This is a genomic window from Corynebacterium ulcerans (assembly GCF_000767685.1).
Lineage (GTDB): Bacteria > Actinomycetota > Actinomycetes > Mycobacteriales > Mycobacteriaceae > Corynebacterium > Corynebacterium ulcerans.
In genome coordinates this window covers 1,880,507-1,905,802 of record NZ_CP009622.1, presented here as the reverse complement: position 1 = coordinate 1,905,802, position 25,296 = coordinate 1,880,507, and the positions used below count along the sequence as shown (strand labels likewise).

The 25,296-nt window shown below is 55.3% G+C and carries 22 protein-coding genes and 2 tRNA genes; 13 read left to right on the top strand and 11 right to left on the bottom strand.

Going from position 1 to position 25,296, the window contains the following annotated elements:
• Positions 1-50 precede the first annotated feature (50 nt).
• Entirely contained in the window at positions 51-1,406 is a 1,356-nt protein-coding gene (locus CULFRC11_RS08615; RefSeq protein ID WP_023636166.1) for a nicotinate phosphoribosyltransferase, read from the bottom strand.
• Positions 1,407-1,530: 124 nt separating this feature from the next.
• Here CULFRC11_RS08615 and clpS point away from each other — a divergent pair, with 124 nt between their 5' ends.
• From clpS to rdgB, 7 genes are all read left to right on the top strand, one after another.
• Positions 1,531-1,911, top strand: coding sequence for an ATP-dependent Clp protease adapter ClpS (gene clpS, locus CULFRC11_RS08610; RefSeq protein ID WP_013912185.1), 381 nt, complete (start codon positions 1,531-1,533; stop codon positions 1,909-1,911).
• Positions 1,912-2,020: 109 nt separating this feature from the next.
• The gene (locus tag CULFRC11_RS08605; RefSeq protein ID WP_038620771.1) at positions 2,021-2,557 is read left to right on the top strand and encodes a DUF2017 domain-containing protein; all 537 of its coding nucleotides are present in this window, start codon (positions 2,021-2,023) and stop codon (positions 2,555-2,557) included.
• Between the two features lie 295 nt (positions 2,558-2,852).
• The gene (locus CULFRC11_RS08600) at positions 2,853-3,461 is read left to right on the top strand and encodes a rhomboid family intramembrane serine protease (RefSeq protein ID WP_309543734.1); all 609 of its coding nucleotides are present in this window, start codon (positions 2,853-2,855) and stop codon (positions 3,459-3,461) included.
• A 90-nt stretch (positions 3,462-3,551) separates the two neighbouring features.
• Positions 3,552-4,421, top strand: a complete 870-nt coding sequence (murI, locus tag CULFRC11_RS08595) for a glutamate racemase (RefSeq protein ID WP_390073776.1) — start codon at positions 3,552-3,554, stop codon at positions 4,419-4,421.
• Positions 4,422-4,493: 72 nt separating this feature from the next.
• Positions 4,494-5,261 (top strand): MBL fold metallo-hydrolase, encoded by a 768-nt coding sequence (locus tag CULFRC11_RS08590; protein WP_031270509.1) that lies wholly within the window; start codon positions 4,494-4,496, stop codon positions 5,259-5,261.
• 38 nt (positions 5,262-5,299) lie between these two features.
• A complete protein-coding gene (gene rph / locus CULFRC11_RS08585; protein WP_031270506.1) occupies positions 5,300-6,034 on the top strand; it encodes a ribonuclease PH in 735 nt (244 codons plus the stop codon).
• On the top strand, positions 6,031-6,654 hold the full coding sequence (gene rdgB, locus CULFRC11_RS08580; protein ID WP_023636160.1) for an RdgB/HAM1 family non-canonical purine NTP pyrophosphatase: 624 nt from the start codon (positions 6,031-6,033) through the stop codon (positions 6,652-6,654). Before rph ends, rdgB begins: the two co-directional genes overlap by 4 nt.
• Before the next feature lie 69 nt (positions 6,655-6,723).
• On the opposite strand, the gene CULFRC11_RS08575 is transcribed toward rdgB, so the two are convergent.
• Positions 6,724-7,083 (bottom strand): DUF3817 domain-containing protein, encoded by a 360-nt coding sequence (locus CULFRC11_RS08575; RefSeq protein WP_023636159.1) that lies wholly within the window; start codon positions 7,081-7,083, stop codon positions 6,724-6,726.
• Positions 7,084-7,159: 76 nt separating this feature from the next.
• Positions 7,160-7,606 (bottom strand): hypothetical protein, encoded by a 447-nt coding sequence (locus tag CULFRC11_RS08570; protein ID WP_023636158.1) that lies wholly within the window; start codon positions 7,604-7,606, stop codon positions 7,160-7,162.
• Positions 7,607-7,731: 125 nt separating this feature from the next.
• On the opposite strand from CULFRC11_RS08570, the gene CULFRC11_RS08565 reads away from it, so the two are divergent.
• Positions 7,732-7,813 (top strand) — tRNA-Leu (locus tag CULFRC11_RS08565).
• Positions 7,814-8,085: 272 nt separating this feature from the next.
• On the opposite strand, the gene CULFRC11_RS08560 is transcribed toward CULFRC11_RS08565, so the two are convergent.
• The 3 genes from CULFRC11_RS08560 to CULFRC11_RS08550 are packed head-to-tail and all read right to left on the bottom strand — an operon-like array spanning position 8,086 to position 10,911.
• Entirely contained in the window at positions 8,086-9,114 is a 1,029-nt protein-coding gene (locus tag CULFRC11_RS08560) for a DUF418 domain-containing protein (RefSeq protein WP_031270502.1), read from the bottom strand.
• A gap of 46 nt (positions 9,115-9,160) precedes the next feature.
• Positions 9,161-9,787, bottom strand: a complete 627-nt coding sequence (locus CULFRC11_RS08555; protein WP_023636156.1) for a response regulator — start codon at positions 9,785-9,787, stop codon at positions 9,161-9,163.
• Complete coding sequence (locus CULFRC11_RS08550) at positions 9,784-10,911, bottom strand: sensor histidine kinase (protein WP_023636155.1); 1,128 nt, start codon at positions 10,909-10,911, stop codon at positions 9,784-9,786. The genes CULFRC11_RS08555 and CULFRC11_RS08550 overlap by 4 nt, the downstream gene beginning before the upstream one ends.
• A gap of 207 nt (positions 10,912-11,118) precedes the next feature.
• Here CULFRC11_RS08550 and CULFRC11_RS08545 point away from each other — a divergent pair, with 207 nt between their 5' ends.
• From CULFRC11_RS08545 to acpS, 3 genes are all read left to right on the top strand, one after another.
• On the top strand, positions 11,119-11,367 hold the full coding sequence (locus CULFRC11_RS08545) for a hypothetical protein (protein WP_023636154.1): 249 nt from the start codon (positions 11,119-11,121) through the stop codon (positions 11,365-11,367).
• A 220-nt stretch (positions 11,368-11,587) separates the two neighbouring features.
• Positions 11,588-20,686 (top strand): type I polyketide synthase, encoded by a 9,099-nt coding sequence (locus CULFRC11_RS08540; protein WP_038620763.1) that lies wholly within the window; start codon positions 11,588-11,590, stop codon positions 20,684-20,686.
• Positions 20,687-20,820: 134 nt separating this feature from the next.
• Positions 20,821-21,216 carry a holo-ACP synthase AcpS gene (gene acpS, locus CULFRC11_RS08535; protein WP_023636152.1) on the top strand — a complete coding sequence of 132 codons (396 nt, stop codon included), beginning with the start codon at positions 20,821-20,823 and terminating at the stop codon, positions 21,214-21,216.
• Positions 21,217-21,219: 3 nt separating this feature from the next.
• On the opposite strand, the gene CULFRC11_RS08530 is transcribed toward acpS, so the two are convergent.
• Both CULFRC11_RS08530 and bcp read right to left on the bottom strand, forming a co-directional pair.
• Entirely contained in the window at positions 21,220-21,873 is a 654-nt protein-coding gene (locus CULFRC11_RS08530) for a transcriptional regulator FasR (protein WP_023636151.1), read from the bottom strand.
• Positions 21,874-21,913: 40 nt separating this feature from the next.
• Positions 21,914-22,393 (bottom strand): thioredoxin-dependent thiol peroxidase, encoded by a 480-nt coding sequence (gene bcp, locus CULFRC11_RS08525; RefSeq protein ID WP_023636150.1) that lies wholly within the window; start codon positions 22,391-22,393, stop codon positions 21,914-21,916.
• 88 nt (positions 22,394-22,481) lie between these two features.
• On the opposite strand from bcp, the gene CULFRC11_RS08520 reads away from it, so the two are divergent.
• Both CULFRC11_RS08520 and CULFRC11_RS08515 read left to right on the top strand, forming a co-directional pair.
• Complete coding sequence (locus tag CULFRC11_RS08520) at positions 22,482-22,757, top strand: DUF3618 domain-containing protein (RefSeq protein ID WP_013912165.1); 276 nt, start codon at positions 22,482-22,484, stop codon at positions 22,755-22,757.
• 109 nt (positions 22,758-22,866) lie between these two features.
• Positions 22,867-23,211, top strand: coding sequence for an antibiotic biosynthesis monooxygenase family protein (locus tag CULFRC11_RS08515; protein WP_023636149.1), 345 nt, complete (start codon positions 22,867-22,869; stop codon positions 23,209-23,211).
• Positions 23,212-23,220: 9 nt separating this feature from the next.
• Here CULFRC11_RS08515 and CULFRC11_RS08510 read toward each other — a convergent pair whose 3' ends face one another.
• From CULFRC11_RS08510 to CULFRC11_RS08500, 3 genes are all read right to left on the bottom strand, one after another.
• Positions 23,221-23,775: an isochorismatase family protein gene (locus tag CULFRC11_RS08510; RefSeq protein WP_023636148.1), complete on the bottom strand. Its 555-nt coding sequence runs from the start codon at positions 23,773-23,775 to the stop codon at positions 23,221-23,223.
• A 208-nt stretch (positions 23,776-23,983) separates the two neighbouring features.
• Positions 23,984-24,979 carry an NADP-dependent oxidoreductase gene (locus CULFRC11_RS08505; protein ID WP_023636147.1) on the bottom strand — a complete coding sequence of 332 codons (996 nt, stop codon included), beginning with the start codon at positions 24,977-24,979 and terminating at the stop codon, positions 23,984-23,986.
• A gap of 225 nt (positions 24,980-25,204) precedes the next feature.
• Positions 25,205-25,277 (bottom strand) — tRNA-Lys (locus CULFRC11_RS08500).
• Between the last annotated feature and the right edge of the window lie 19 nt (positions 25,278-25,296).

Below are 25,296 nucleotides of genomic sequence, written 5' to 3'. Positions count from 1 at the left end.
GCTGCACCCAACGTTGATCCCCGCGGCCCCTAGGCCTGCAAAAAGACTACTTAAAACCCAACGAACCGAGTCGACAAGACGGGCTCGTCCTTGCTCAGTGCAAGTCCTTCCCACGGCAGAGTTATGAGCTGTTCTGCCAGATAAGCGCGGGATTCCTCGAGCGTGGGCAGGTTATCCACGACTATTCCGTTACGCATCAGGGGGATGGTGAGTTCATAAGAATTAAGCTGCCCGATCTGTGGGGTGTCGTGGTCGTAGGGGAATACGATTTCCTCGACTGCTGTTCCGGTGGCGCGGTGGGTACGAACTGCTCGCTTAGTTCCGCCCACCATGGCCTTGCCGCGGGAACGCTTGGCCACGGGGTGTCCGTCGACTTCCACAAGTTTGTAGACCATTCCGGCTGTCGGCGCCCCTGAACCGGTGACCACAGATGTGCCTACGCCGAAGGCATCGACGGGATTACCGCGCAGACCCGCAATAGCGTATTCATCCAGGTCAGAGCTCACGACGATGCCAGTGTTATGCGCTCCCAGAGAATCAAGTTCTTGGCGCACCTTTCGCGTCATTACACCGAGATCACCAGAGTCGATGCGGACAGCACCTAATTGAGGTCCCGCTATTTCGATGGCGGTTTTCACGCCCTTGGCAATGTCATACGTATCCACCAAAAGGGTGGTTCCTACTCCGAGGACATTGATCTGGGATTGGAAAGCCGCTGGCTCGTTGGGAGTTCCATCATCGTTGACGTGCAGTAGCGTCCACGCGTGTGCTGCGGTGCCAGAGCCTGGGATTCCGTAACGGTAGACCGCCTCAAGATTAGAGGTACCGACAAAACCTGCGAGATATGCAGCACGGGCAGCTGTAACCGCTGCGTATTCGTGTGTGCGGCGGGAACCCATTTCAAAAATAGGACGACCATCTGCTGCCGTGACCATGCGAGCTGCCGCTGAAGCAACTGCCGAGTCTGCATTCATAATGGAAAGAATGAGCGTCTCAAGGATGACGCACTCGGCGAATGTTCCGCGAACGGTGAGGATGGGTGAACTAGGGAAGTAAAGCTCGCCTTCCCGGTAGCCATCGATTTGTCCTTTGAACTCGTATGAACGCAAAAAATCGATGGTAGTAGCGTCCAAGAACGTTAGACTAGCGAGTTGCTTTTCGGTGAAGCGATAACGCTTAATTGCTTCGAGCACTCGGGCTGTTCCTGCGACAACACCATAGCGGCGTTCGTTGGGAAGCCGCCTGGAGAAAACCTCGAATGTACAGTTGCGGTATGCAGTGCCGTCGGCAAGCGCTGATTGCAGCATTGTTAACTCGTACATATCGGTGAGCAATGCTGTCGATTCGAATTCAGTCACGCACACAAGTTTAGCCTTGAAAACGATGAGAGCTGAAGCACAAGTCATAAAACGCTTTTTCACATATTTGTGCGGTAGCTCACCGTGGGGCTGTTGTGTTCAGAGCTTAATCGCGTTCTCAGAAGGAAAGCTCCATGCGGAACAACTAAGGAATTGGGCTAGGCTGTGTTGTATGCAAGTCAACCAAGAAGATGTGACTCATTCCCTTAACGAGCTACCTTCTGTCGTTTTAGCACCCACTATGGACGTTGTGGTGTCTTCTCCGATGGCTACCCCAGAGCTTGACGAGGATCTATCAGTGGATGTGGCCTCCAGCGAAAACCTGCCTTGGATGTGCATCGTGTGGGATGACCCAGTCAATCTCATGAGCTACGTAACGTATGTATTCCAAACGATCCTCGGATATAGCAAACGTCGCGCTATCGAGTTGATGATGCAGGTTCACACAGAAGGCAAAGCCGTGGTGTCCTCCGGGGAGCGCGACAAAGTTGAAGGCGATGTGAAAAAGCTTCACACCGCTGGCCTGTGGGCCACGATGCAGCAGGGCGGTTAGCCCTGGGGTTTGTGCACGGTTTGTGTACCCCTTTTGCTCCCCACGTGAGTCCCGTAGCGCTTATAGGCGAAAAAGCCGAGTGCTCCTTTGATCGAAAGGCATAATCACTATGCAGCCATGGAAGAAAAAGAAAGGCCTCATGCGCGGGGCCCACTTCGTATGTGTGTTTGAGCCAATGGAACGAGAGGTTCTTGGAAACCTTGCTTCCACGGTGAGTGAGGCACTCATCCACCGTGCACAAACCGCACCCAAAGACGAGCTGGCAGAGCTCACCGGCATGCCTAGCGGACATAAAGAAGCCCCCACCGATCCCGCATTGGCTCGGCTACTTCCAGACTTTGAAAAGGAAGGCGACGAGGAATTCGAGGGAGATAATTCTTTGTTGCGTTGCTTGCACGAGACAGACATTACGCGTGCGAAGGTTGAGCACCTGCAGGTGCTCGGTCAGGCTCTTGGTCCTGATGGTGGTGTTCACGTGGATATCACGGAACCAGAGGCGCATGCATGGGTTGCTGCGCTTAACGATATCCGCCTCTACGTGGCATCTGGAGAGGTTTTTGGGGAAGAAGCTGAACAAGACCGAGATAGTCTGGTCGAATGGCTGGCTTATAACCAAGAGTCGCTGTTGAATGCGATGATGGGGTAATCAAAACTCTTGACTCAAGAAGCGGGGACACCCGATTACTGTCAGTATGCCGGGCGTTTTCCCAGCATTTTACTAGCCGTAGGGGATGGAGCTGCGAGATTTCTTTATTAGGCTGTGCCTCATTATGACGAACCGATTTAACCCCTACGCTCAATCAGACAGGAATACCTACGGCGGTGTATCAACTAGCGGTGGGTACCTTCCACATGAGTATGGCGCGCAGTATCTTCCAACGCCGGGTTATTCTGCGAATAGGGTGACACACCGAGGCGTGAGCACTAGTTCGTGGCGGTCTATGGGACGCAAACGCTTAGTCGACGCCACAGTTTTAGCCCTGGGCTATGTGATTGTTATCTGGGCGGTTCATATTGTGAACACCATATTTTTTGGCGGCACCCTCGCTCAAGGACTTGGCGTACATCCGCTGGACGGTGCCTCGATCTGGCATATCTTTACGTCGCCGCTCGTGCACGGAAACTATATGCACCTCTCAGCGAATACCCTTCCCGGGTTAATCTTTGTGTTCCTCATCGGACTATCTGGTCGTCGGGCATTCTGGGAAGTCACAATCATCGCTGCGGTTGTCGGTGGCATGGGAACCTGGATCTTTGGCGGAATCGGGACCACTCATATCGGCGCTTCCGGTCTCATTTACGGCTGGCTTGCTTATCTAGTGGTTCGAGGAATCTTCAATAGAAGCTTCTCGCAGGTACTGCTCGGTATGGTTTTGGCGTTTATCTACGGTGGCTTGATTTGGGGAGTTTTGCCGGGCGACGTTGGAGTCTCATGGCAGGCACACCTATTCGGAGCTATTGGCGGACTCATCGCAGGTGCGACTATTACTTCCGACGACCCACCAGCGTTGAAAGCGCGCCGGGAACAACGAGCTCTTGAACGCTCTTGATGGCGCTAGCCCACAAAAGTAGTGGGTTACAGCGCTTGCTATACACTTCCTGCTGACCGGATTAGCATGGACTACGTGATACAAGACCACATGTCGGATTCCTTGAAAGCAGACGTGCCGGGCGTGGAGCCATCGATTGTGTACAAAGGCACGATTGATGCCTCCTCGCCGATCGGCATTTTTGATTCCGGCGTGGGCGGATTGACTGTAGCCCGGGCGATTATGGAGCAGCTTCCCCAAGAGTCAGTGATATATATCGGGGATACCGCTCATAGCCCGTATGGGCCAAAGCCGATAGCTCAAGTTCGAGAGCTTTCCATGCGGATCGGCGATGAGTTGGTGGCTCGCGGATGCAAGATGATTGTGATCGCTTGCAATACAGCAACGTCAGCCGCGTTACGTGATCTGCGTGAACGGTATAGCATCCCGGTGGTCGGGGTGATTCTTCCTGCTGTACGACGCGCTGTTGCCACCACCCGCAATGGCAAAATTGGTGTTTTGGGCACCCAGGGAACGATTGCCTCGGGGGCATATCAAGAGCTATTTGCTGCAAGTCCCGGTGTAGATGTCTATGCGCAAGCCTGCCCGAGCTTTGTGAGTTTTGTGGAACGCGGCATCACATCGGGCCGACAAATCTTGGGAGTAGCCCAAGGCTATACGGAGGGGTTGCAAGCCGCGGGGGTAGACACTCTGGTTCTTGGGTGTACTCATTACCCATTGCTGACAGGCGTGATTCAACTCGCCGTGGGGGATAATGTCACCCTCATTTCTTCCTCGGAAGAATGCGTAAAAGACGTGCTCAAGACACTTAGCCGCAACGATATGCTTGCCGACGCCACCACAGATAAGCAACCTATTCGCTCTTTCGAGTCCACAGGAGACCCTGCCTTATTTGAGCAGCTCGCCATGCGTTTTCTGGGGCCACATGTGACGCACGTCGAAAAGCTACGGGAGGTGTAAAGTTCATCCACTTAGTGGATATGGCCCCTTTTTCGCTCGCTCTTGGCACGTAATCGTGGCACAGTAAAAAATATGAAGCTGACCATCCTTGGAAGTTCCGGAAGCCTGGGCGCCCCCGACAACGCTGCCTCCGGGTACCTCATTCAGATGGATAACGCCCCCAGCATCCTCATGGACATGGGGCCAGGTGTCCTAGCGCAGCTCGAACGCGTCCAGAATCCCTCCGATGCACATGTCGTGTTTTCGCACCTGCATGCTGACCATTGCGTCGACTTTCCTTCCCTTTTGGTGTGGCGTCGCTATCATCCGACGGCGGCAGCGAAGGGACGCAATCTGTGTTTTGGTCCCTCAGACACCCCCATCAGAATGGGACGCTTGAGTGCCGATTCCGTGGATAACATCGACGATATGTCAGACACCTTTGCGTTTACGCCGTGGGAAAACGCACGGGAAGAGCTGGTCGGCGCTGTGTCTATCACGCCGTATTCGGTTGTGCATCCGATTGAAACATTTGCCCTGCGCGTGGAACATAAACGCTCGGGAAAAATTATTGCGTATTCCGGTGACAGTTCCTATACAGAGAACCTGATCGACTGCGCGCGGAACGCCGACGTATTTCTCTGTGAGGCTACGTGGGGAGAGACCAACGAGGGCAAAGCCCCCAACATGCATATGAGCGGGGCAGAGGCCGGTCGCATCGCGCGCCTTGCCGGGGCCAAGAGGCTTGTACTTGTGCATATACCGCCGTGGGGGAATGCCGAGGCAGCTCTTGAGAAGGCACGATCTGAGTACGACGGTCCCATCGATATCTCCTACCAAGGCATGGAAATCAACATCTAGTCTCTTGGGCGGAGAACAGCTGCAGTAGTGTGGTGGGCATGACTACTTCGAACTTTAAGCGCGCCGATGGCCGCGCAGTTGACCAAATGCGTACCGTGAAAATCACCCGTGGTTTTACCACTAACCCTGCGGGAAGCGTCTTGGTCGAGTTCGGTAACACCCGAGTTATGTGCACCGCTTCTGCAGAAATTGGGGTGCCGCGCTTTAAACGAGATTCCGGCGAAGGCTGGCTCACCGCTGAGTACGCCATGCTCCCGGCGGCAACGTTGGATCGCAACCCGCGCGAGTCGATGCGTGGAAAGGTGAAAGGACGCACCCACGAGATCTCTCGTCTGATCGGGCGTTCGCTGCGCGCTGCCGTGGACCTCTCCGAACTGGGGGAGAACACCATCAACATCGACTGCGATGTTCTGCAAGCTGATGGTGGAACTCGCACTGCATCGATTACGGGTGCGTATGTGGCGCTTGCCGACGCCATCGCTCATCTACAAGAACAAGGCGTCGTTCCAGGCAACCCGCTGAAGGATCCCGTGGCTGCTGTCTCTGTTGGCGTTATCGACGGAACCGTCTGCCTTGACCTGCCTTATGAAGAGGACTCCCGTGCCGACGTAGACATGAACGTAATCATGCAAAGTGGCCGATTTGTGGAGATCCAAGGAACTGGCGAGCACAATACCTTTGACCGCGATGAACTCGCACGCATTCTCGACTTTGCAGAGAAAGGCTGCGCGGAGCTGGTAGAGGCGCAAAAAGCAGTTTTGGGGATTGCATGAGAATCCTCGTCGCATCTAATAACGCCAAAAAGCTCAAAGAATTAGAAGTCATTCTGGAAGCAGCCGGTATCTCAGGAGCGGAGATCGTTCCACTCAACGCCGTGGAACCCTACGCAGAGCCTAAAGAAGACGGCCGGCATTTTGCGGATAACGCCTTGATCAAGGCACGTGCTGGGGCGAAGAACACTGGGCTTATCACCATCGCGGATGATTCTGGCCTGACGGTGGAAGAGCTCAACGGGATGCCCGGTGTTCTTTCTGCCCGGTGGTCGGGTGGTCACGGTGACGATGCAGCCAACAACAACCTCCTTCTGAATCAGATGGGGGATGTGCCGGAGGGGCGTCGACAAGCAGCATTCGTGTCCGTGTGCGCTTTGGTGACTCCCGACGGGGAAGAACACGTTGTTGAGGGACGCTGGGAAGGACGACTGCTGACCGCACCCCAGGGCGACAACGGCTTTGGCTACGACCCGCTGTTTGTACCAGCGGAAGAAGACGCCGCAGGCACACACCGCAGCTCGGCTGAGCTCTCGGCGGAGGAAAAGAATGCACTTTCTCACCGCAGGAAGGCGCTCACCCAGTTGGTTCCTGTGATCGCACGGATCATCCAGGAAGCGTAGAAAAAACCAAAGCTCGGCACTAGGTTGTACGTCTAGTGCCGAGCTTTGTGCGTGGGCGTTTAGCGCTGCTTAGGACTCGTTGAGCTGGAAAGTCTTCTCAACATCTTTGCGGCGCCAGGACTCGACAAAGAAGGAAAGGAAAGGCACCACGCCGCCGAGAGCCGTGATCAGCCACTTGGTCGGCTCCCAACGAGCCTTGGTTCCCAAGTTCAAGGAAGCCACCAGATACACAATGTAGAGCAAACCGTGAACCTGGGCGATGTACTTGCCCCACTCAGGGATTTCTATTCCCAGCCCGTACTGACAAATCATCCGCACGACGAGGACCAGCAGCATAACGCCGGTTGCCCACGCAGAAATAGAGAAATAACGAAGGGCCTGGCGCACACGACGCTTACGCTCCGGGTGAATCGGGGTAGAGGTAGTCATACTGCTTTACAATCTCCTAGTTTTGATACTCGGTTAATAAGCCTACAGACAAACATCCATGGCAGCGATCAGAGCATTAACGACGACGTTTTTGCTGGTTGAGCTGGTTGAACTCTTCTACGCTCAAGGTTTTGCGCTGGGGTAGGAACGACTCGTCGATCTCAGTGGAACTCTTTTCCTCCTGGGACACTGCGGTAAAAGGAAGCTTTTCTTGTGCGTGCTCTTCGTCCTCTGTCGCGTTGCCATATAGTTCGGCATCGCTGGCATAGCGCTGATTCTCATACTCCATGAGCTTGCGATACGCATAGATGAAGAATCCGCCAAAAAACGGCCATTGCAGCGCGTAGCCCAAATTCTGGAATGAGCCACTTCCAGACCTAAAGCGCGTCCACTGCCACCACGCGAGCGAGAGGGTCGCTGCGACAACAACTACCAGAAAAACAATGTGCCATAACCGGACTCGGAAACGCCGTGGCTCAGTGACCGTGGGCAGATCTGGGGACGTCTGGTCGGAGTTATTCACAGTGTCTTAGGATACCCGCTAACGTGGGAAAACCAACTTCTTCTTCAGTGCAAGTACCTGGCGTTTTTCAAAATCGCCCAATGACCCGTATAATCATCACACGTTGCGCAGTGAACCTGCGCTAAGCGCCCGTGGCGGAATTGGCAGACGCGCTGGATTTAGGTTCCAGTGTCTTAGGACGTGAGAGTTCAAGTCTCTCCGGGCGCACAGTATGGAAAGACCGTCTCACTGGGTTAGACGGTCTTTTTCTTTTACCTTGCGTAGCTTTCCGCTAGCCCTCCATGGCGATTTCACGACATCCGAAAACTTTGTTCATCGCAGTATTGTTGTGAGCAGTATGGTTGCAAGCGCTCTGGAAGCCGATCACGCCGTGATGAGGTAACCACGATAGCGCGGCATTATGGATCCCCTCCAATAGCAGAAGTCCTGCCTGGTTTCTGCAGATAAAGAAGACCAAACAGGACGAGTGCTATAACACGTTAATTCTGAAGAACAGGCTGAGGTGCGTCGTGGGCGTTTTCAACCGCCGCACTAGATTCACGATTATCGGAGCGCTTGGGTGCGGAACTCCACCATGTCACCATGCGCCAGAGGCGCTCCAAGGGGCCTTGCCCAAGGGTGCGATCCCACACCCAGCTCAACACCATCTGGAAGACAAGCATTCCGGCGACAAAGAGGAATGCGATGTCCCAAGCTTTTGGAGAATCGGGCAGACTAATCACTGTGCTAGCAGCCAGCATGATGAGCGTCGCACCGATGTAGTTGGTGAGTGCGAGGCGTCCCATAGGTGCAAAAGCTGTTTGTAGGAACGATCGAGCTGGCGTGTGCATCAGAAGAATCGCCAGGCAAATCCATACAGCGGCGATAGCGAGCCCTGCGATTGCAGACTCAGTGCTAAAACCAGCGTTGATCTTGTTCTGCCACTGCATCCAGCCGGTGATGAGAGCAATAGGGATAAAAACAATCAGCGCGTAGGCAGGAATACGGGGTTTTTCGGCTAGAACAGCAGGAATGCCATATTGAGCGAGGCCGCTACCTAGGAGGAACAAACCAGGAATGAGCAGTGGCCCGCCGAATGGGGAGGCAAGGACTGTCGCTATGACGCCGAAGGCCAGCACCCAGACTCGGGGCATATATGTGGAAGGGAGAAGGATAAATAGCGCGGCCGCGGCGTAAAACAGGAGTGCCTCGCCAGGATGGACAAACTGATGGAGCGCGCCCAAGGCGCCGATGAATAGAAAGCGGCGCAGCAACGGGACGCGTCCGTAGTTCTTTGACCACATCAAGCCGAATCCGATACCAAAAAGCAAAGAAAAGATCGGAAAGAAGCGCTGTTGTACTAGTAGCTGCATAAAGTCATAGGAGAGGCTTCGCGGAACGGCGACTTCCCATACTGCGCCGATATTGGCAAATGCAATTCCACATAATGCGATTCCTCGAACAACGTCGAGCCATTCAATACGATTTTTCACATGCTCTATTTTTGCTGGTAGATCATGCGTTGTAATCGGTCTGGGAGATGAAAAATCCCTGAGCCCGTGTCGGCCGAAAGTACTACGTAGACATTTCTCCTGAACGCCACAATGCTGCCGCAATCTCCACTCTGTTTCGCACGAGGAGACGGTCTTGAATCCGTGCGACGTGGGTTTTTACCGTGGAAAGCGAGATAAAGAGGTCCGCGGCGATTTCTTGATTTGTGCGTCCATGAGCAATGAGCCGTGCGACTTCAAGTTCTCGGCTGGTCAACGGGAGTTCGGAGGGGGCGTCGTGAAGCTTGGATCGACGCGCAAGTAAGAGCGATAGCACTTCGGGGGAAATGAGGACATCGCCGCGATACGCAGAACGGACAGCCTCTATAAGTAGTTCCGGCCCAGAATCTTTGAGCAGGTACCCACGGGCGCCATAGTCCAAGGCGGTGTCCACGTAGGCGTCATCGTTAAACGTGGTGACCATCACTGTAGGCACCTGAGGTGCGATTTGCTTGGCGACGTCTAAGCCATTCATTCGCGGCATGCGGATATCCAATAAGGCTACATCCGGGCGCAGTCTGGTGATAGCGTCAAGCGCCTCCGCGCCATCAGATGCTTCGTAGAGAATCTCCATGTCGGGCTGTGACCCGAGAATCATATGAAAGCCGGTGCGCACCATGGCTTGATCGTCGGCAAGCACAATACGGATCATGGGATTATTGCCTCCACTTTCCAACCAGTCCCATGCGGGCACGCATGAAAAGTTCCTCCAAGTGCACGTATGCGTTTTCCTAGGCTATACAGTCCGCTGCCGGAACCGCTGTCTAAGCCGGGTGCGGGGGTTCCACCCGAATCTTCAACGACCACTTTTAGCCCTTGCGCAATGTCTTCCAATGTTACCGATACCGCTGCGCCATGGGCGTGCCTGAGCACGTTGGTGAGTGATTCGGATACCACGCGCTCTGCGGTGATGAGTGCTTTAGTGGGCGCCTGGGTGCGGGCAGTGAACGTAGCCTCTCCGGAGAAGTCGTCGACTAGCCGTTCGATGTCTGCGATTGTGGCGCTTACTGGTGCAGTGCGCGCTTGAGATACGGTGTCTCGGATTGCTTCCAACGCACGTTTTCCAGAAGACTCGATCTGCTCCAGGAGCTGGCTTGAAGCAGAATCGGCCTGTGCTCGTCCCGCCTGTGCCAGGACGACGATACCCGCGATTTCATGAGCAACAACGTCGTGAAGGTCATCCGCAATATCGCTTTTTACTTGTGCTCGAATTGCGCTTTCATGATCTTTCAAACGCGCGCGTTCTGAGTGCACAATAGTACCGATTGCAAAGCTCACTATGGTCGCGATGATAACGAGCAGCCATACGATAACCATGCCTATATCGGAGACGACAAGCTGAAGCGGAATGAGCATCGCGGTGAGAGCCGCAACGATAGACATCCAGCGAGGAACGCTCGGCGACGTATTGGCAGCAAGTATGCCAGCCAAAATGACCAATGCCCAGTTGGCGGCGCTTGTCCAGTAGCTTCCTAATGCATACCCGACGGCGACTGCACAGAGGTTCCCCCACAGGGCTAGATGCCAATGGTGATCCTTAATCCCAAGGGCTGCACAGACGCCAGCGGCTAGCCCGGGGAGTGCAATTGCAAGGTTTTCTGTCATCGCAAGTTCAACTAGTACTGCCAACGCTAAGGGGAGTAGTAGTAAGGCAAGCTGAAATGCTGTGAGATGACGTCGAAGGAAAGTCACGTGATCGATGATAACCGTATCCGCACATGAGAAGGAGAAGGATGCGGTGTCACTCCGGGGCGCGCAAAGCCTTTTTCTAGACAACGTCCTTAGCGGATAAACGCAGATAAGGGGCGGTGTTATGCGATTCTAGTGAGCGATGTTGAATGCGCTCGTACACTAAAAGGAAAGAACATGCGGAAGCGGTGTGAGGTTCAGTGAGCGGCCCACGGTTAAGCGGATGCGGAACTGCAACGTGGCAAAAAGAAGCTCTCGCATGGAATTGGGACGGACTGGCAAAGGTGGTTTTCTGTGAGTATTTCGCGGAATTTTGATGAGTACTTGGCAGATCGTGGTCTGGTGCAATTAGCGGAAGTGATCCCCGAGAATGAGTGTCAGGAATTTTGCCCGGCAGACTCATGGTATGAGGGGCAGTTGGAAGAGCAGGGGGTAGTGGAGGGTGCTGAAAATGACACACCCGGAGAAAGTTTTCCGGACCAAAGTGCTGATGGAGAGCTAGCCCAGGCACAAAAGCTAGTGGAAGACATTTTAGGCAGCTAGATAGCTATTTTTATGGCGGAAATATGGATCTAACATTAAGGCGCTTATGTGTTGTAAGACACTTTTTGGCGGAAAAAGATGTAAAAGGTGACAGTTTCCTCATATTTTGTGGCATATTAGTCAAGCAAAAGTTTTTACGGCAATAGTGTTTTTTGGGAGCTATTGCCGGTGAACCCGTGAGCGCAGAGCGCCAGTCCAAGACAACAGGAGAGTTACTCAGGTGACTGAACACAGCATCTTTAAAGGGCAGCAGTCCGGATCTTCGCGTCTCGTTGAACGCTTTGATTCTGAGCCTTTTGCGCTCGTATTTGCCGGGCAGGGGTTTGATTGGTTAAAGACCCTCCGCGCATCAGTAGCTCAGGGTGCAGGAAAAACCTTGGAGCCAATCATCGCAGAGGCAGCGCAACGTCTCATTCCTATCTCAGACGTGCTGGCAGTTGCTAGACCATTTGGGTTTAAACCATTGGAATGGGCCAATCACGATGAAAACGCAGGCATGGATACATCCCAAGCAGCTATGAGCGTGCCTGGAATTCTTACCTCACAACTAGCCACCTTGGACCTGCTAGAAAAGCAGGGCTTGGATGTAGATAAAGCTGCTGCAGTTATCGGTCATTCGCAGGGTGTTTTGGGCGTTCATAGTGTGCGGGACCTTACTCGCGCCGCAGAGATCCTTGCGATTGCAGAAATTATCGGTGCGGTCATCGGGCATCATGCTCGTGTTACAGGACTGGTGACACGTGGTGGTATGGCCCCCATGGTTTCCATTGATGGCATCACCCGTGAGCAATTGGAAGCTGCTATTTCTTCTGCGTGCGGCGGCATTGATAAAGATATTCGCCCTGTTGTTGGGCTTAAAAACTCGCGTACTAATTTTGTGCTCGTTGGGCGTCCTAAAGACAACGAGGCAGTCCTGAATATTCTGCGTTCGCAGGCGGCAGCTGATGCGCGTGCGGTAGAGGCTAAGAAGCGCGGCGGTTCTGCTTTCGCGCCAAAGATAACGTCTTTGAATGTTCAGGTGGCTTTCCACCACCCGGCTATGCTTCCCGCTGTTGATCGCGTGGTTGAACTAGCAGAGCGTGCCGGCCTGGATGCGGACCTTGCGCGACAGATCGCCATGGACGTCATGGTCACTCCGGTGGATTGGGTGTCTGATGTACACACTGCGCTCGATCAAGGCACGCGCTGGTTCCTCGATGTCGGGCCAGACGGTGGCGTGGTGTCTCTGACTGAGCAGGCACTTCTGGGGCGTGGCGCGATGTCCTTTGCCGTGTGCGGTACGGAAGGTCAAGCCCAGCTTTTCGACGCCGGCCGCGCGCCAGTCCTTCCGCAGCCTTTTGAGGCCTTCTCACCGACGCTGATAAAAACTCCTCACGGCGTGCGCGTAAAGACTAAGTTTACTGGGCTTACTGGGCGTAGCCCCATGCTCCTTGCCGGGATGACCCCGACCACCGTTGACCCTGAGATCGTCGCGGCGGCAGCGAACGCGGGCCACTGGGCAGAACTAGCAGGTGGTGGCCAGGTCATTCCTGAGATTCTTGAAAACAACATAGCCAAGCTCACCGGCTTGTTGCAGCCAGGCGTGAACGCACAGTTCAACTCCATGTTCCTAGACCCTTATCTGTGGAAGATGCAGATCGGTGGCAAGCGGCTGGTGCCTAAGGCGCGAGAAAATGGTGCGCCTATTGATGGCATCGTGATCACAGCGGGTATCCCGGAGCATGAAGACGCCGTGGCTCTGGTGCACGAGCTGCGCTCTGGTGGATTCCCGTGGGTTGCTTTTAAGCCCGGCGCGGTAAAGCACATCATGAAGATTCTGGCTATTGCCAAAGACGTGCCAGAAACCCCTATCATTATGCAGATTGAGGGCGGCAAAGCTGGCGGACACCACTCATGGGAGGACTTGGACGAGCTGCTTATCAGCACATATGCCAAGATCCGTGAGTATGACAACGTGGTGGTGTGCGTCGGCGGTGGCATAGGCACCCCGGAGCGTGCTGCAGACTATCTGACTGGTTCGTGGGCTCGTCACTATGGCTTGCCCGATATGCCTGTCGACGGCATCCTTGTGGGCACGGCTGCCATGGCAACCAAGGAAGCGAAGACGTCTGAGGCCGTAAAGCAGCTGCTGGTTGAGACGCAGGGCACTCAGGAATGGGTCGCAGCTGGTAGCGCAAATCAGGGCATGGCTTCTGGCCTATCGCAGCTGGGCGCGGATATTCATGAGATCGATAATTCCTTTGCCACGGCTGGTCGTCTCTTGGATTCGGTGGCTGGAGACGCAGAGGCTGTGGCAGCTCAGCGCGAAGAGATTATCGCGGCGATTGCTAAGACGGCCAAACCATACTTTGGCGATGTTGAAGACATGACGTACCAGCAGTGGCTTGAGCGTTATCTTGAGCTGTCTGGCCCTGTGGACGGACGGTGGATTGATTCCAGTTGGTACCGCAGGTTTGTGGAGATGCTGCACCGCGCCGAGGCTCGTCTGGTGGCGCAGGATCATGGTTCTTTCCCATCGGGTATTTCGCTGGAGGAGACGGAATCGCCACAGGTGGGCGTCGATACGCTCTGTGCGCAGTACCCAGCGGCTGAGACTCTCGTGCACCCGGCGGATGCCGCGTGGTTCCTAGAGGTGCTGGCGACCCCGGGCAAGCCCGCTAACTTTGTGCCGATCATTGATAAAGATGTGCGCCGTCGCTGGCGTTCGGACTCCTTGTGGCAGGCCCACGATGAGCGTTATACGGCGGATCAGGTGGCTATTATCCCTGGTACGGCCGCGGTTTCGGGTATCACGGTGGCTAATGAGCCAGTCGCTGAGCTGCTGGCGCGTTTTAACGCCGCTACCGTTGATCGCTTGGATGCTGCAGAAGTGGAAGAGGCTCAGACCAGCGTGGTCGAGCGCGTGCTGAACGCCTCTGGTACGTCATGGGCGGGCCGTCAAGTAGATTCTCTTACCGCCCGACTGGGGGCTGCCTCAGAATGGGATGTGGACACGAACGTTGCGACGCACGCACCGAGCGGGGCACGACTCGTGGAACTCGATTCTGAGCACGCCGAGCTTCACGTGCCTTTGCTTGGGTCTACTGCTCCTGGCGTGGAGGCCAGCATCACCATCCGCCTCACTGTGCCCCAGGACGCGCCAGCCGCTTGCGTACCGCTGGTTACCAGGGAAGACGCAGAGACCGCGATGGAGGGGCTAACTCAGATAGCTGCCGGTGGCGTATTGGGAGCCATGGACGATGACGGCGTGACTGCCGTCTGGCAGAGCACCCTGAGCCGCGACGATGCCGCTACCTATGAGACCGTGACTGCCGGCTATCTTCCTGCTTCTGTCGAACCAGCAGGCATTGCCCCTGACATCCTGGTGGGCAAAGCATGGCCAGCTATCTTCACCGCAGTGCGCAATGCCGTAATCCCAGACTCTGACGGCGCGAAGGTCGTCGAGGGAATGCTCTCATTGGTGCACCTTGAGCACCATGTCACCGTGGCTGACCAGGACTTGTTCTCTCGTTGCGTCACCGCCGAGGCTTCCTCACCTGTATCCATTGAGGTGAGCGCACGGGCTGAGGAAATCGTAGACACCACCATTGGGCGCATTGTGATCGTCCGTGCGGAACTGCGTGTCGACGGCACCCTGCTGGCACGCCTCAGCGAGCGCATGGCCATCCGCGGTCGTCGCGGGAATGCCGTAGCCCGGACGAACACCTCTGCTCTTCCCAGCGTTATTGACGCACCTCGGTCTTTCCGCGCGTTTGCAGCGGTCACGGCCCCGGACTCCATGCATCCTTTTGCCGTAGCGACGGGCGACCGGAACCCTATTCACGTGTCTGAAACCGCCGCAAAGCTGGCAGGTCTGGGAGACGGCGTGATTGTTCACGGCATGTGGACATCGGCAATGGCCGAGCTTATTGCCGCTGGTGGCTACTCCGATGAATCTGTATCCACTCGCCCGAATAAGGTCATGGAATATACCGCGACGATGCTCGCGCCAGTGTTGCCGGGCCAAGAAGTAGAGTTCCTGGTTGAGCGCTCGGGCATTGATTCGCGCGAGGGGCGCGGTGAAGTTCGCGAGATCACCGCAACCGTTCAAGGCTCTATAGTCCTTACCGCAACTGCTGTCATGGCTGCGCCGACAACATTCTATGCATTCCCTGGTCAGGGCATTCAGTCGCAGGGTATGGGTATGGAATCTCGTGTGCGCTCTGCAGCTGCTCGTGACGTATGGGCGCGCGCGGACCATCACACTCGTACTCATTTGGGATTCTCCGTTTTGGACATCGTTCAAAACAACCCAACAGAGGTGCGCGTTGCTGGTGAGACATTCTCGCACCCCAAGGGCGTTCTCTTCCTCACACAATTCACACAGGTGGCTATGGCAACCCTCGGTGTGGCTCAGATAGCCGAGATGAAGGAAGCTGGGGCACTTGACAATAAGGCGTGGTTTGCGGGCCACTCCGTGGGCGAATACAACGCTTTAGCTGCTTATGCAGGTGTTTTGTCTCTAGAAAGCGTGGTAGAGATCGTCTACCAGCGCGGACTTACCATGCATCGGTTGGTAGAGAGAGACCAAGACGGAAACTCCAACTATGGTCTTGCTGCTTTGCGGCCGCACAAGATGGGGCTCACAGAATCTCAGGTCTTTGATTATGTCGCTGGCATATCCCAAGAATCTGGCGAGTTCCTTGAAATCGTCAATTACAACCTAGCCGGCATGCAGTACGCAGTGGCAGGGACAAGCAAGGGGCTCAAAGTCCTCGGTGCTGATGCTGAACGCCGCGCGCCGGGCAAGCGGGCCTTCATCATGATTCCTGGCATCGACGTGCCATTCCATTCCTCGCATCTCCTTGACGGCGTGGACGCCTTCCGTGAGCATCTGGATTCCCTGATTCCAGCAGACATAGATCTGTCTATGTTGGTTGACCGCTACGTTCCTAACCTCGTAGCACGCCCATTTGAGCTCACCCGGGATTTTGTTTCTGCCATGCTTGAGGTAGCACCGGCTCCAATCCTTAAAGACGCCCTCGAGCGCTTTGATGAGTTGTCTCAGACACCGGTCACGCTTGCTCGCACTTTGCTGGTGGAGCTGCTGGCGTGGCAGTTTGCGTCCCCAGTGCGCTGGATTGAGACGCAAGATCTGATCCTGCGTCCTGTTTCTGAGGGGGGCCTCGGCGTGGAGCGCTTTGTCGAGGTCGGCGTGGGTTCGGCGCCAACTATCGCGAACATGATGGGGCAGACCCTCAGGCTTCCGCAGTATGACGGCGCCGAGGTGGAAGTTCTCAACATTGAACGCGACCGCTCGGTAGTCTTTGCCACCGATGAGCTGACGCGTGCCGTGGCCGCACAAGCTACCGACGCAGAAACGGAGTCTGCTGAAGTCGCACAGGATGTCGCAACGGTCCAGGTTGCCGCAGCAGTGGCACCGACTGAGGCCCCGGCAGCCGCTAGTGGCGCCCGCCCAGACGACATTGCCTTTACCCCGGCTGATGCGACGATGATGCTGATCGCTTTGTGGACTAAGGTTCGTCCGGATCAGATGGGCGATGCAGACTCGATCGAATCCCTGGTTGAGGGCGTGTCTTCTCGCCGTAACCAGCTGCTGCTAGACCTGGGCGTGGAATTCGGACTTGGCGCAATCGATGGTGCCGCAGATGCGGAATTGGTAGAACTCAAGAAGACGGTCTCGCGGATGGCTAAGGGCTACAGCGCCTTTGGGCCAGTGCTTTCCGACGCCGCCAATGACGCCCTTCGTCGAATCACAGGACCTACTGGCAAACGCCCCAACTATATTTCCGAACGCGTAGCGTCCGCATGGCAGCTTGGCACTGGCTGGGTCGATCACGTCACAGCCGCTGTGGTTATTGGCGCCCGTGAGGGATCGTCCCTACGCGGGGGAGACCTCGCAACCTTGACGCCTGCGGCGCCCTCTAATGCAGCCGAGCTAGATCAGCTTATCGACGCCGCTGTGCAGGAAGTTGCTGCTCGCCAGGGTGTGGCAGTAGCACTTCCAGGTGGATCATCAGCTGGTGGCGGAGTCGTCGATTCTGCAGCACTGGGCGAATTCGCGGAACAAGTGACAGGAAAAGAAGGTGTTCTTGCAGCTACGGCTCGCACGATTTTGTCTTCGCTGGGCTTGCATGAGACCGCAGAAACTCAGTCGCTAGAAGACTCCGATGCAGATGCGGCACTGTATGAACTCGTGTCTCAGGAGTTAGGCGCTGATTGGCCTCGACAGGTCGCCCCGAGTTTTGATGCCAACCAGGCAGTTCTTCTCGACGACCGCTGGGCTTCGGCGCGTGAGGATCTTTCCCGCGCAGCACTTGGTGAAGAATCAGCAGATTCGCTCGATCTTACTGGTGCAGGTGAGATCGTGGCACAGCAAGCCGAGTTCTTTGGATTCGAAGAGCTTGCTGAACAAGCGCGTTCTACAGAAGCGCTCGAATTCGTTGACGACGTTGCCGTGGTCACCGGTGCCTCACCAAACTCCATTGCAGCTGCGGTCACCGCTGAACTGCTCTCCGGAGGGGCGACCGTGGTCGTCACGACCTCCTCGTTGAGCCATTCCCGCCTGCAGTTCTATAAGGACCTCTATCGGGACAGTGCCCGTGGCGGTGCCGCGTTGTGGGTTGTTCCTGCGAACCTCTCCTCTTTCGCAGATATTGACAGCATCATCAAGTGGGTTGGCGAGGAACAAACCGCGACGGTCAACGCCCAAAAGCACGTGATCAAGCCAACACTTGTTCCTACGCTTTTGTTCCCCTTTGCAGCACCGCGCGTCCAAGGTTCCTTGTCCGACGCCGGCCCGCAAGCAGAGATGCAGATGCGCCTCTTGCTATGGTCCGTCGAACGCCTCATCGCAGGGCTATCGGAGCTGGGTACTAACACCCACGTGGGCGAACGACTACATGTTGTCCTCCCAGGTTCCCCCAACCGCGGTCGTTTTGGCGGCGACGGCGCATATGGCGAGTCTAAGGCGGCTCTCGACGCACTCGTCACACGCTGGAATGTAGAAAAGTCGTGGAAGCCCAACACATCGCTTGTTCATGTTCTCATCGGTTGGGTACGTGGCACCGGACTCATGGGCGGAAATGACCCGCTCGTCGAGGCGGTTGAAGCAGCTGGCGTTACCACTTATTCCACGCAGGAGATCGCCGAGCTTCTGATCGGCCAGGTCAGCGCAGAGGTGCGTCGTCAAGCTGCGGAAGCTCCGATAACCGTTGATTACACGGGTGGCTTAGCCGAGTGCGATCTCAATTTGGCGGAACTCGCCAGCAGCATTCACTCCCAGGGTTCGGGAGAAACAGCGGCAACTGAAGATAACGCTCCGACTCTTAAGGCGTTGCCTACTCTTGCCTCTACTGCTCAAGAAACCCGTCCAGATTTCCGTGGACAGGTTCACCAGAATCTGGATGACATGGTGGTTATCGTGGGCGCTGGAGAGCTTGGGCCATACGGCTCTGCTCGCACCCGCTTTGAGGCCGAGCTCACCGGCGACCTCGGTGCCGCAGGTGTTCTAGAACTTGCGTGGACCATGGGCCTGGTTCACTGGGATGAAGATCCCAAGCCGGGTTGGTACGACGCTGACGATGAGCCTGTGGATGAGGCGGATATCTACGATCGCTTCCATGATGAGGTTCTGGCTCGCGTTGGTGTGCGTCGCTACCACGACGATTTCCACATGGTGGACAACCTTGCACCAGAACTCACCACGGTCTACTTGGATCAGGACCTCAGCTTTAGCGTGAGCGACAAGGAGACTGCGCGCACCTTTGTCGAATCAGAGCCAGACTCCACCTCAGCGGTGCTGAACAAGGAGACCGGCGAATGGACAGTCACTCGCAAAGCCGGATCAGCTGTGCGTGTTCCACGCAGGATGGCTATGAGTCGATTTGTCGGTGGTCAGATCCCAGAAGGTTTTGATCCCAGCGTGTACGGTATCCCCGCAGACATGGTGGATAACCTAGATCGCACCGCACTGTGGAACCTCGTATGCACCGTCGATGCTTTCCTCTCTTCGGGATTCAGCCCCGCGGAACTGCTACGAGAGCTACACCCCGCACGGGTTTCCTCCACGCAGGGCACTGGACTAGGCGGAATGCAGTCCATGCGCGCGCTGTATATCGATGGTTTGTTGTCAGAACCTCGTCAAAACGACATCTTGCAAGAGGCGCTTCCCAACGTTATGGCTGCTCACGTCATGCAGTCCTATGTGGGCGGATATGGCCAGATGATTCATCCGGTGGCAGCATGCGCAACCGCTGCTGTCTCTGTGGAAGAAGCAGTAGACAAGATCAAGTTGGGCAAGTCTGACTTTGTGGTTGCCGGTGGCTTCGACGACCTATCGATCGAGGGAATCACCGGATTCGGTGATATGGCAGCCACCGCCGACTCCCAAGAGATGACGGCCAAAGGCATAGAAGATCGCTACTTCTCTCGCGCCAACGATCGACGCCGTGGTGGATTCGTGGAATCCGCTGGTGGCGGAACAGTACTCCTGGCACGCGGCAGCCTGGCTGCTGAACTCGGACTTCCCGTGCTTGGAGTGATCGGATTCGCAGAATCCTTTGCAGACGGCGCGCATCTGTCTATCCCAGCCCCAGGCTTGGGAGCCCTTGGCGCTGCGCGTGGTGGAAAAGACTCTCGCCTTCTCGCGGATCTGAAACACCTGGGAGTCTCCGCGGATGACGTCCGGGTTGTGTCTAAGCACGACACCTCCACGAATGCGAATGATCCCAACGAGTCCGACCTCCACGAGCGTATCGCGCACGCGATTGGTCGAACAGAGGGCAACCCGCTGTACGTGATCTCGCAAAAGAGCCTCACCGGCCACGCAAAGGGCGGCGCTGCTGCGTTCCAGCTGATCGGTCTTACTCAGGTTCTACGCACTGGTATCGTCCCAGCTAATTACAGCCTGGACTGCGTCGATCCTGTGCTGGCAAAGCACTCGCATCTGGTGTGGCTGCGTCGACCGCTTAACATTGGGCAGTTGGCACCTAAAGCCGGACTCGTGACGTCCCTTGGATTCGGTCATGTGTCTGCGCTCGTGGCTATCGTGCATCCAGAAGCCTTCGCAGAGGCTGTCCGTAGTGAACGCGGCGAAGAAGCTCTTACCACATGGCGTAAAACTGCTGCAGAGCGTGAACTTGCCGGTAGTCGCCGTTTGCTCCGAGGCATGATGGGAAGGGCAGCTCTGTACGAACGCCCGGTGGAACGAAACCTTGGCAGTAGCGGTAACGCTGGTAAAGAACGTGAGGCTGCAGTCCTTTTGAGTGAGTCTGCGCGACTCATCGACGGTATCCTGGTTCCGACGCCAGATAAGTAGTCTCTTTTGATCAAGGGCCTGCCCCACACAGATAGCACCGTGTGGGGCAGGCCCTTGTTCGCACACACTACGCATGTCATACAGCCCGCCCGCGCGCTACACTTCAAGAGCTCCCGAGAAAAGGAAGATAATCCATGTTTATTGGGACGGACCTCGTTCACATCCCTAGCTTTGCAGAACAGTTACATACGCCAGGGTCTTCTTTTGCAACCAACGTCTTTAGCGCGCTTGAACTACGAGTGGCCGCGACAAAGCCAAAGAGAGATGCGCACCTTGCTGGTCGATGGGCAGCCAAAGAGGCCTTTATCAAGGCATGGAGTCAAACGATGTACGGTAGCGCGCCGGTGATAAACGCGGAGAACGTTGACTGGCGAGACATCGAAGTAGTGCCGGACGCTTGGGGGAGAGTAGTGGTGACTCTCCGTGGGGAAATCCAAAGACTTGCGCAGATAGACCAGGCGCAGGTGAGCATCAGCCACGATCATGACTATGCCATCGCGCAGTGCATTATTCCCGGGCCTGCACGATAAAAGCTAACCGGTGGCTACGGCAAAGAGATAGGCCACAAGCATCCTTTTAATTTCTTTCACGCGCGCGTGAAACATCTCATCCGTGGAGGCACGGTCATAGACTGCGTAGTTCAACAGCGAGGAGACCGTATGTACCAGCATGCGAGAGATTTCCGCCCGGCCTTCTTCCGACGTTTGTGGGGCAAGCGGCCGCAGGGCTTCTCCCACGATTTCTAGCATGGGCTTTTCTGTGGCCGCTGCTGTTGCGCGCGTAGCAGGAGTGGACTGAATGGCATGCCAGACGCTCCTACGAGAGGGGTCTGCACGCCACATATCCGCCAGATGATCAATGAACTCGTCGAGGAAGTCCGGCCATTGAAGCGCCGGGACCTGCTCAGAGAACTTTTGTATTTCTGCCAAGGAAGCCGCAGTGTCTTGACGATCGAGTTCGCAGATCATCACATATTTATTGGCAAAGAATTGGTAGATGGTTCCGATGGGCACCTCTGCGCGGCGGGCGACTTCATCGAAGGTAAAGGACTCAAAGCCTACGTCGACAAGCACAGAGCGAGCAGCGGCGAGAATTCTGTTGAATCTTTCGCGGCTGCGTTGCTGCGCGGGCCGGCGGCGAGGGAGGAGAATGTCCCCGCTAGTCCTGGTTACTTCGGGTTTACCCATGGCTTACATCGATTGGTTCTTTACTAGAGCAGATTGATAATTATTCGCTGGCGAGCAGGTCGCGGAGCACACGTGCAACATGTCCTGTAGCTCGAACGTTGTATAAGGCTAAGCCAAGCGTTCCGTCTGGTTCTACAAGAAATGTCGATCGAATAACTCCCTGGACCACTTTGCCGTAGTTCTTTTTCTCCCCGAAGGCACCATAGGCCTTCATGATTTCCTTTGATTCGTCGGAAAGCAATGGGAAATTAAGCTCATGGTCGTTGCGGAAGGCACTGAGCTTTTCCACCTTATCGGGGGAGATACCGACAACCTCGATCCCCAGTTTTTCGAGCTGAGCAAGGCTATCCCGGAAGTCGCACGCCTCTTTTGTGCACCCAGGGGTATTAGCGCGGGGATAAAAATAGACCAGCACCCGAGAGCCGCGGAAATCCTTAAGAGCTGTGGTGCCGCCCTTGTCATTGGGAAGATCAAAGTCGGGGGCCATATCGCCGATGGAAAGTCGCGCTTGTTCAGTCATGGTCTAAAGGATACCGGCTACGCACACTCAACGGGTTTCGGGCTAAGGTGTAAGGAGGAAATAGCGAAGAACTCAGAGGAGAGTATCCGTGGCACGCGATATTAATGACATTCAGCGCGACATTGAGCGCACCCGTCGTCAGCTCGCAAGCACCCTCGACGAGATTGTGGATCGTTCTAAGCCGCAGAACTTTGTCGATGATGCCAAGAAGCAAGCAACCACCAAGCTGCAAGATCCCCAAATCCAGAAGATTCTCGCGGGTATCGGAGTAGCTGTGGCTGGTCTAGTAGTCCTGGGCATCGCACGCGGACGCAAGAAGAACAAGGAACTCAAAGAAATCCAGCGTCTTCTCGCACAGCGCTAAAGCTTTTCGACGCCACCCCTAGTAGCCCACAAGCCATATCCCGCGAACCCGTGAGGATATGGCTTTTTGCTTCTGCATGCCGTGAGATATACGACTAGCATCGGTGCCTATGAGCATCATTAAAATCAATGCATTGTCCGTGCCCGAAGGCCGCGGGGAGGAACTAGAGAAGCGATTTGCGGCACGCAAACACGCTGTGGATGCCGCGCCGGGTTTTGAAGGTTTTCAATTACTACGCCCTACAGCTGGTGAGGACCGCTATTTTGTGGTGACTCAGTGGGCTGACGAAGAATCTTATGCGCAGTGGCGCGATGGGGAAGCTCAGAGCCTGCATAGCCACGGCCGAGGCGAGAGCCATGAGAATGCTGCTAGCTCCCACTCTGGTGGTCAAACACCCGTGGCACAGAAATCTGAGCTTTTGGAATTTGACGTGGTGTTGGACTCTACGCGGTAGAGATGCCGGTTAACCGAGGACACACCCGTGATCTGTGAGCCGGCGCAAAACTGCACAGGTGTTGTCCTCGTTTACTGCGGCGCAAAGGCTCGAGAGCACTGTCACATGGAAGCCTTCTCGTAGCCCGTCGAGAGCCGTAGCCTGAACGCAATAATCCGTAGCGATTCCCGCGATATCAATCTCGCGTACCCCACGAGCTTTTAACCATGTGCCTAATAGCTGTCCGGCTGCCGTGGAGCCCTCGAACCCTGAGTAGGCGGCGCTGTAGTGGCCTTTATAGAACACCTCGTCAAAGTGGGTATTTAAGAGCAGCGGATGAAAATCGGCGCCCTCTGTATTCGCCATACAATGCCGGGGCCACGTATCAATAAAATCTGGGGTTTCAGAAAAGTGATCGCCGGGGTCTATATGCCAGTCTTTGGTGGCTGCAATACAGCCGTATTTTTTCCCGTGAAGTGCTGTGTATTCTGCAATAGATTGTGCTTGAATTGCACCCTTGACCGTTTCTAACGCCCCGCCCGGACAAAAATCATTTTGGACGTCAACAATGATGAGGGCTCGCATATGTTCCTTCCGAGAAAGCACAGAGAAGGTATAAATCCATATGAGAATACATCTCGGCAATAGGAACACTGCATTGGGGTTGGGAAAGGGGTAAGCATTGTGGATAAGGCCTTTCGACGCCGCCCACTATCCGCAGCACCAGATCCCCCGACTAACTGAAAATAACGATAAGTAGAGCGGGGGAGTGGGGCTATGGCGCGGAAATTCTCTAGAACTCCACGATCATCTTGCCGGTGTTGCCGCCTTGGAAAAGCTCCAGGAAGGCGGAGGGGAGTGCGTCAACGCCGTGGCGAGTAGTGACATCAAACTGTATTTGCCCAGTGACCACAAGCGGGGCTATGACCTGCTGGAATTCCTCTACCGTATCCATGTATTTGGGAGCGACAAACCCGCGTAAGGTCAGGCACTTCCCAATGATTGAAAGCATATTACGAGGGCCAAAAACTTCTTCTGAATTGTATTGGGAGATCGCCCCGCACAGCGCTGCTCGGCCAAAGACATTGAAGTTGTCGATTGCTGCTTCAAGATGGTCGCCGCCGACGTTATCAAAGTAGACATCAATGCCATTGGGAGCTGCTTGCTTGAGCGCCGTGGATACATCACCGTTGCGATAGTTGAAGGCGGCGTCGAAACCTAGCTCTTTCAAGCGTTCCACCTTGGCGTCTGTGCCCGCAGAACCAATCACAAAGCTAGCTCCGAGGTGGCGCGCGATCTGACCTGCGGCTGAGCCGACGGCACCGGCTGCACCAGAGATAAAGACGACATCGCCCTCCTTCATCTCCGCGACTTTTTTCAGGCCGATGTAGGCAGTCAAACCAGTCAACCCTAGTATGCCTAGGTAAGCGTGAGCTGGGACAATGTTTGTATCTACCACTAAAGCTTCAGCCTCATCGACGATAGCCATCGTCTGCCATCCTTGGAAATGGCGCACGCTCGCTCCGACCTGAATCTTCTCGGACTTTGATTCCACGACGACACCGACAGCACCACCGGATAGTGGTTGATCAATCTGGAATGGCGGGACGTAAGACTCCGTATCGTCCATGCGACCGCGCATATACGGGTCAACCGTCGCTACCTCATTGCGAACCAACACTTGGCCGGCTTGAAGCTCGGGGAGCTCGACGACTTCCTTACGGAAATTCTCCAGCGTGGGCATGCCTTGCGGGCGAGACGCGAGAACCCATTGGGTAGTTGTGGTCATACGAAGATGCTCCTTTTCCCTTGACGGTTGCGTGTGAGCACGTGGACGTGTGTTCCACGAATGCTTTTAACAATCCCTCACAACCCCACGGAGATGAAAAATATTCCAAATTACGTATGTCTTGTGGGGTTTGAAGTTCGGGGAGATAAAAAGGAATAATGAGGTGCATAAACGAAAAATCTCTCTCCATCTACATAAAAGCAGGTGGAGAGAGATTATAAAAAGTGCGCCATCAGGGACTTGAACCCCGAACCCACTGATTAAGAGTCAGTTGCTCTGCCAATTGAGCTAATGGCGCATTGTTGTCCTTTGCGCCG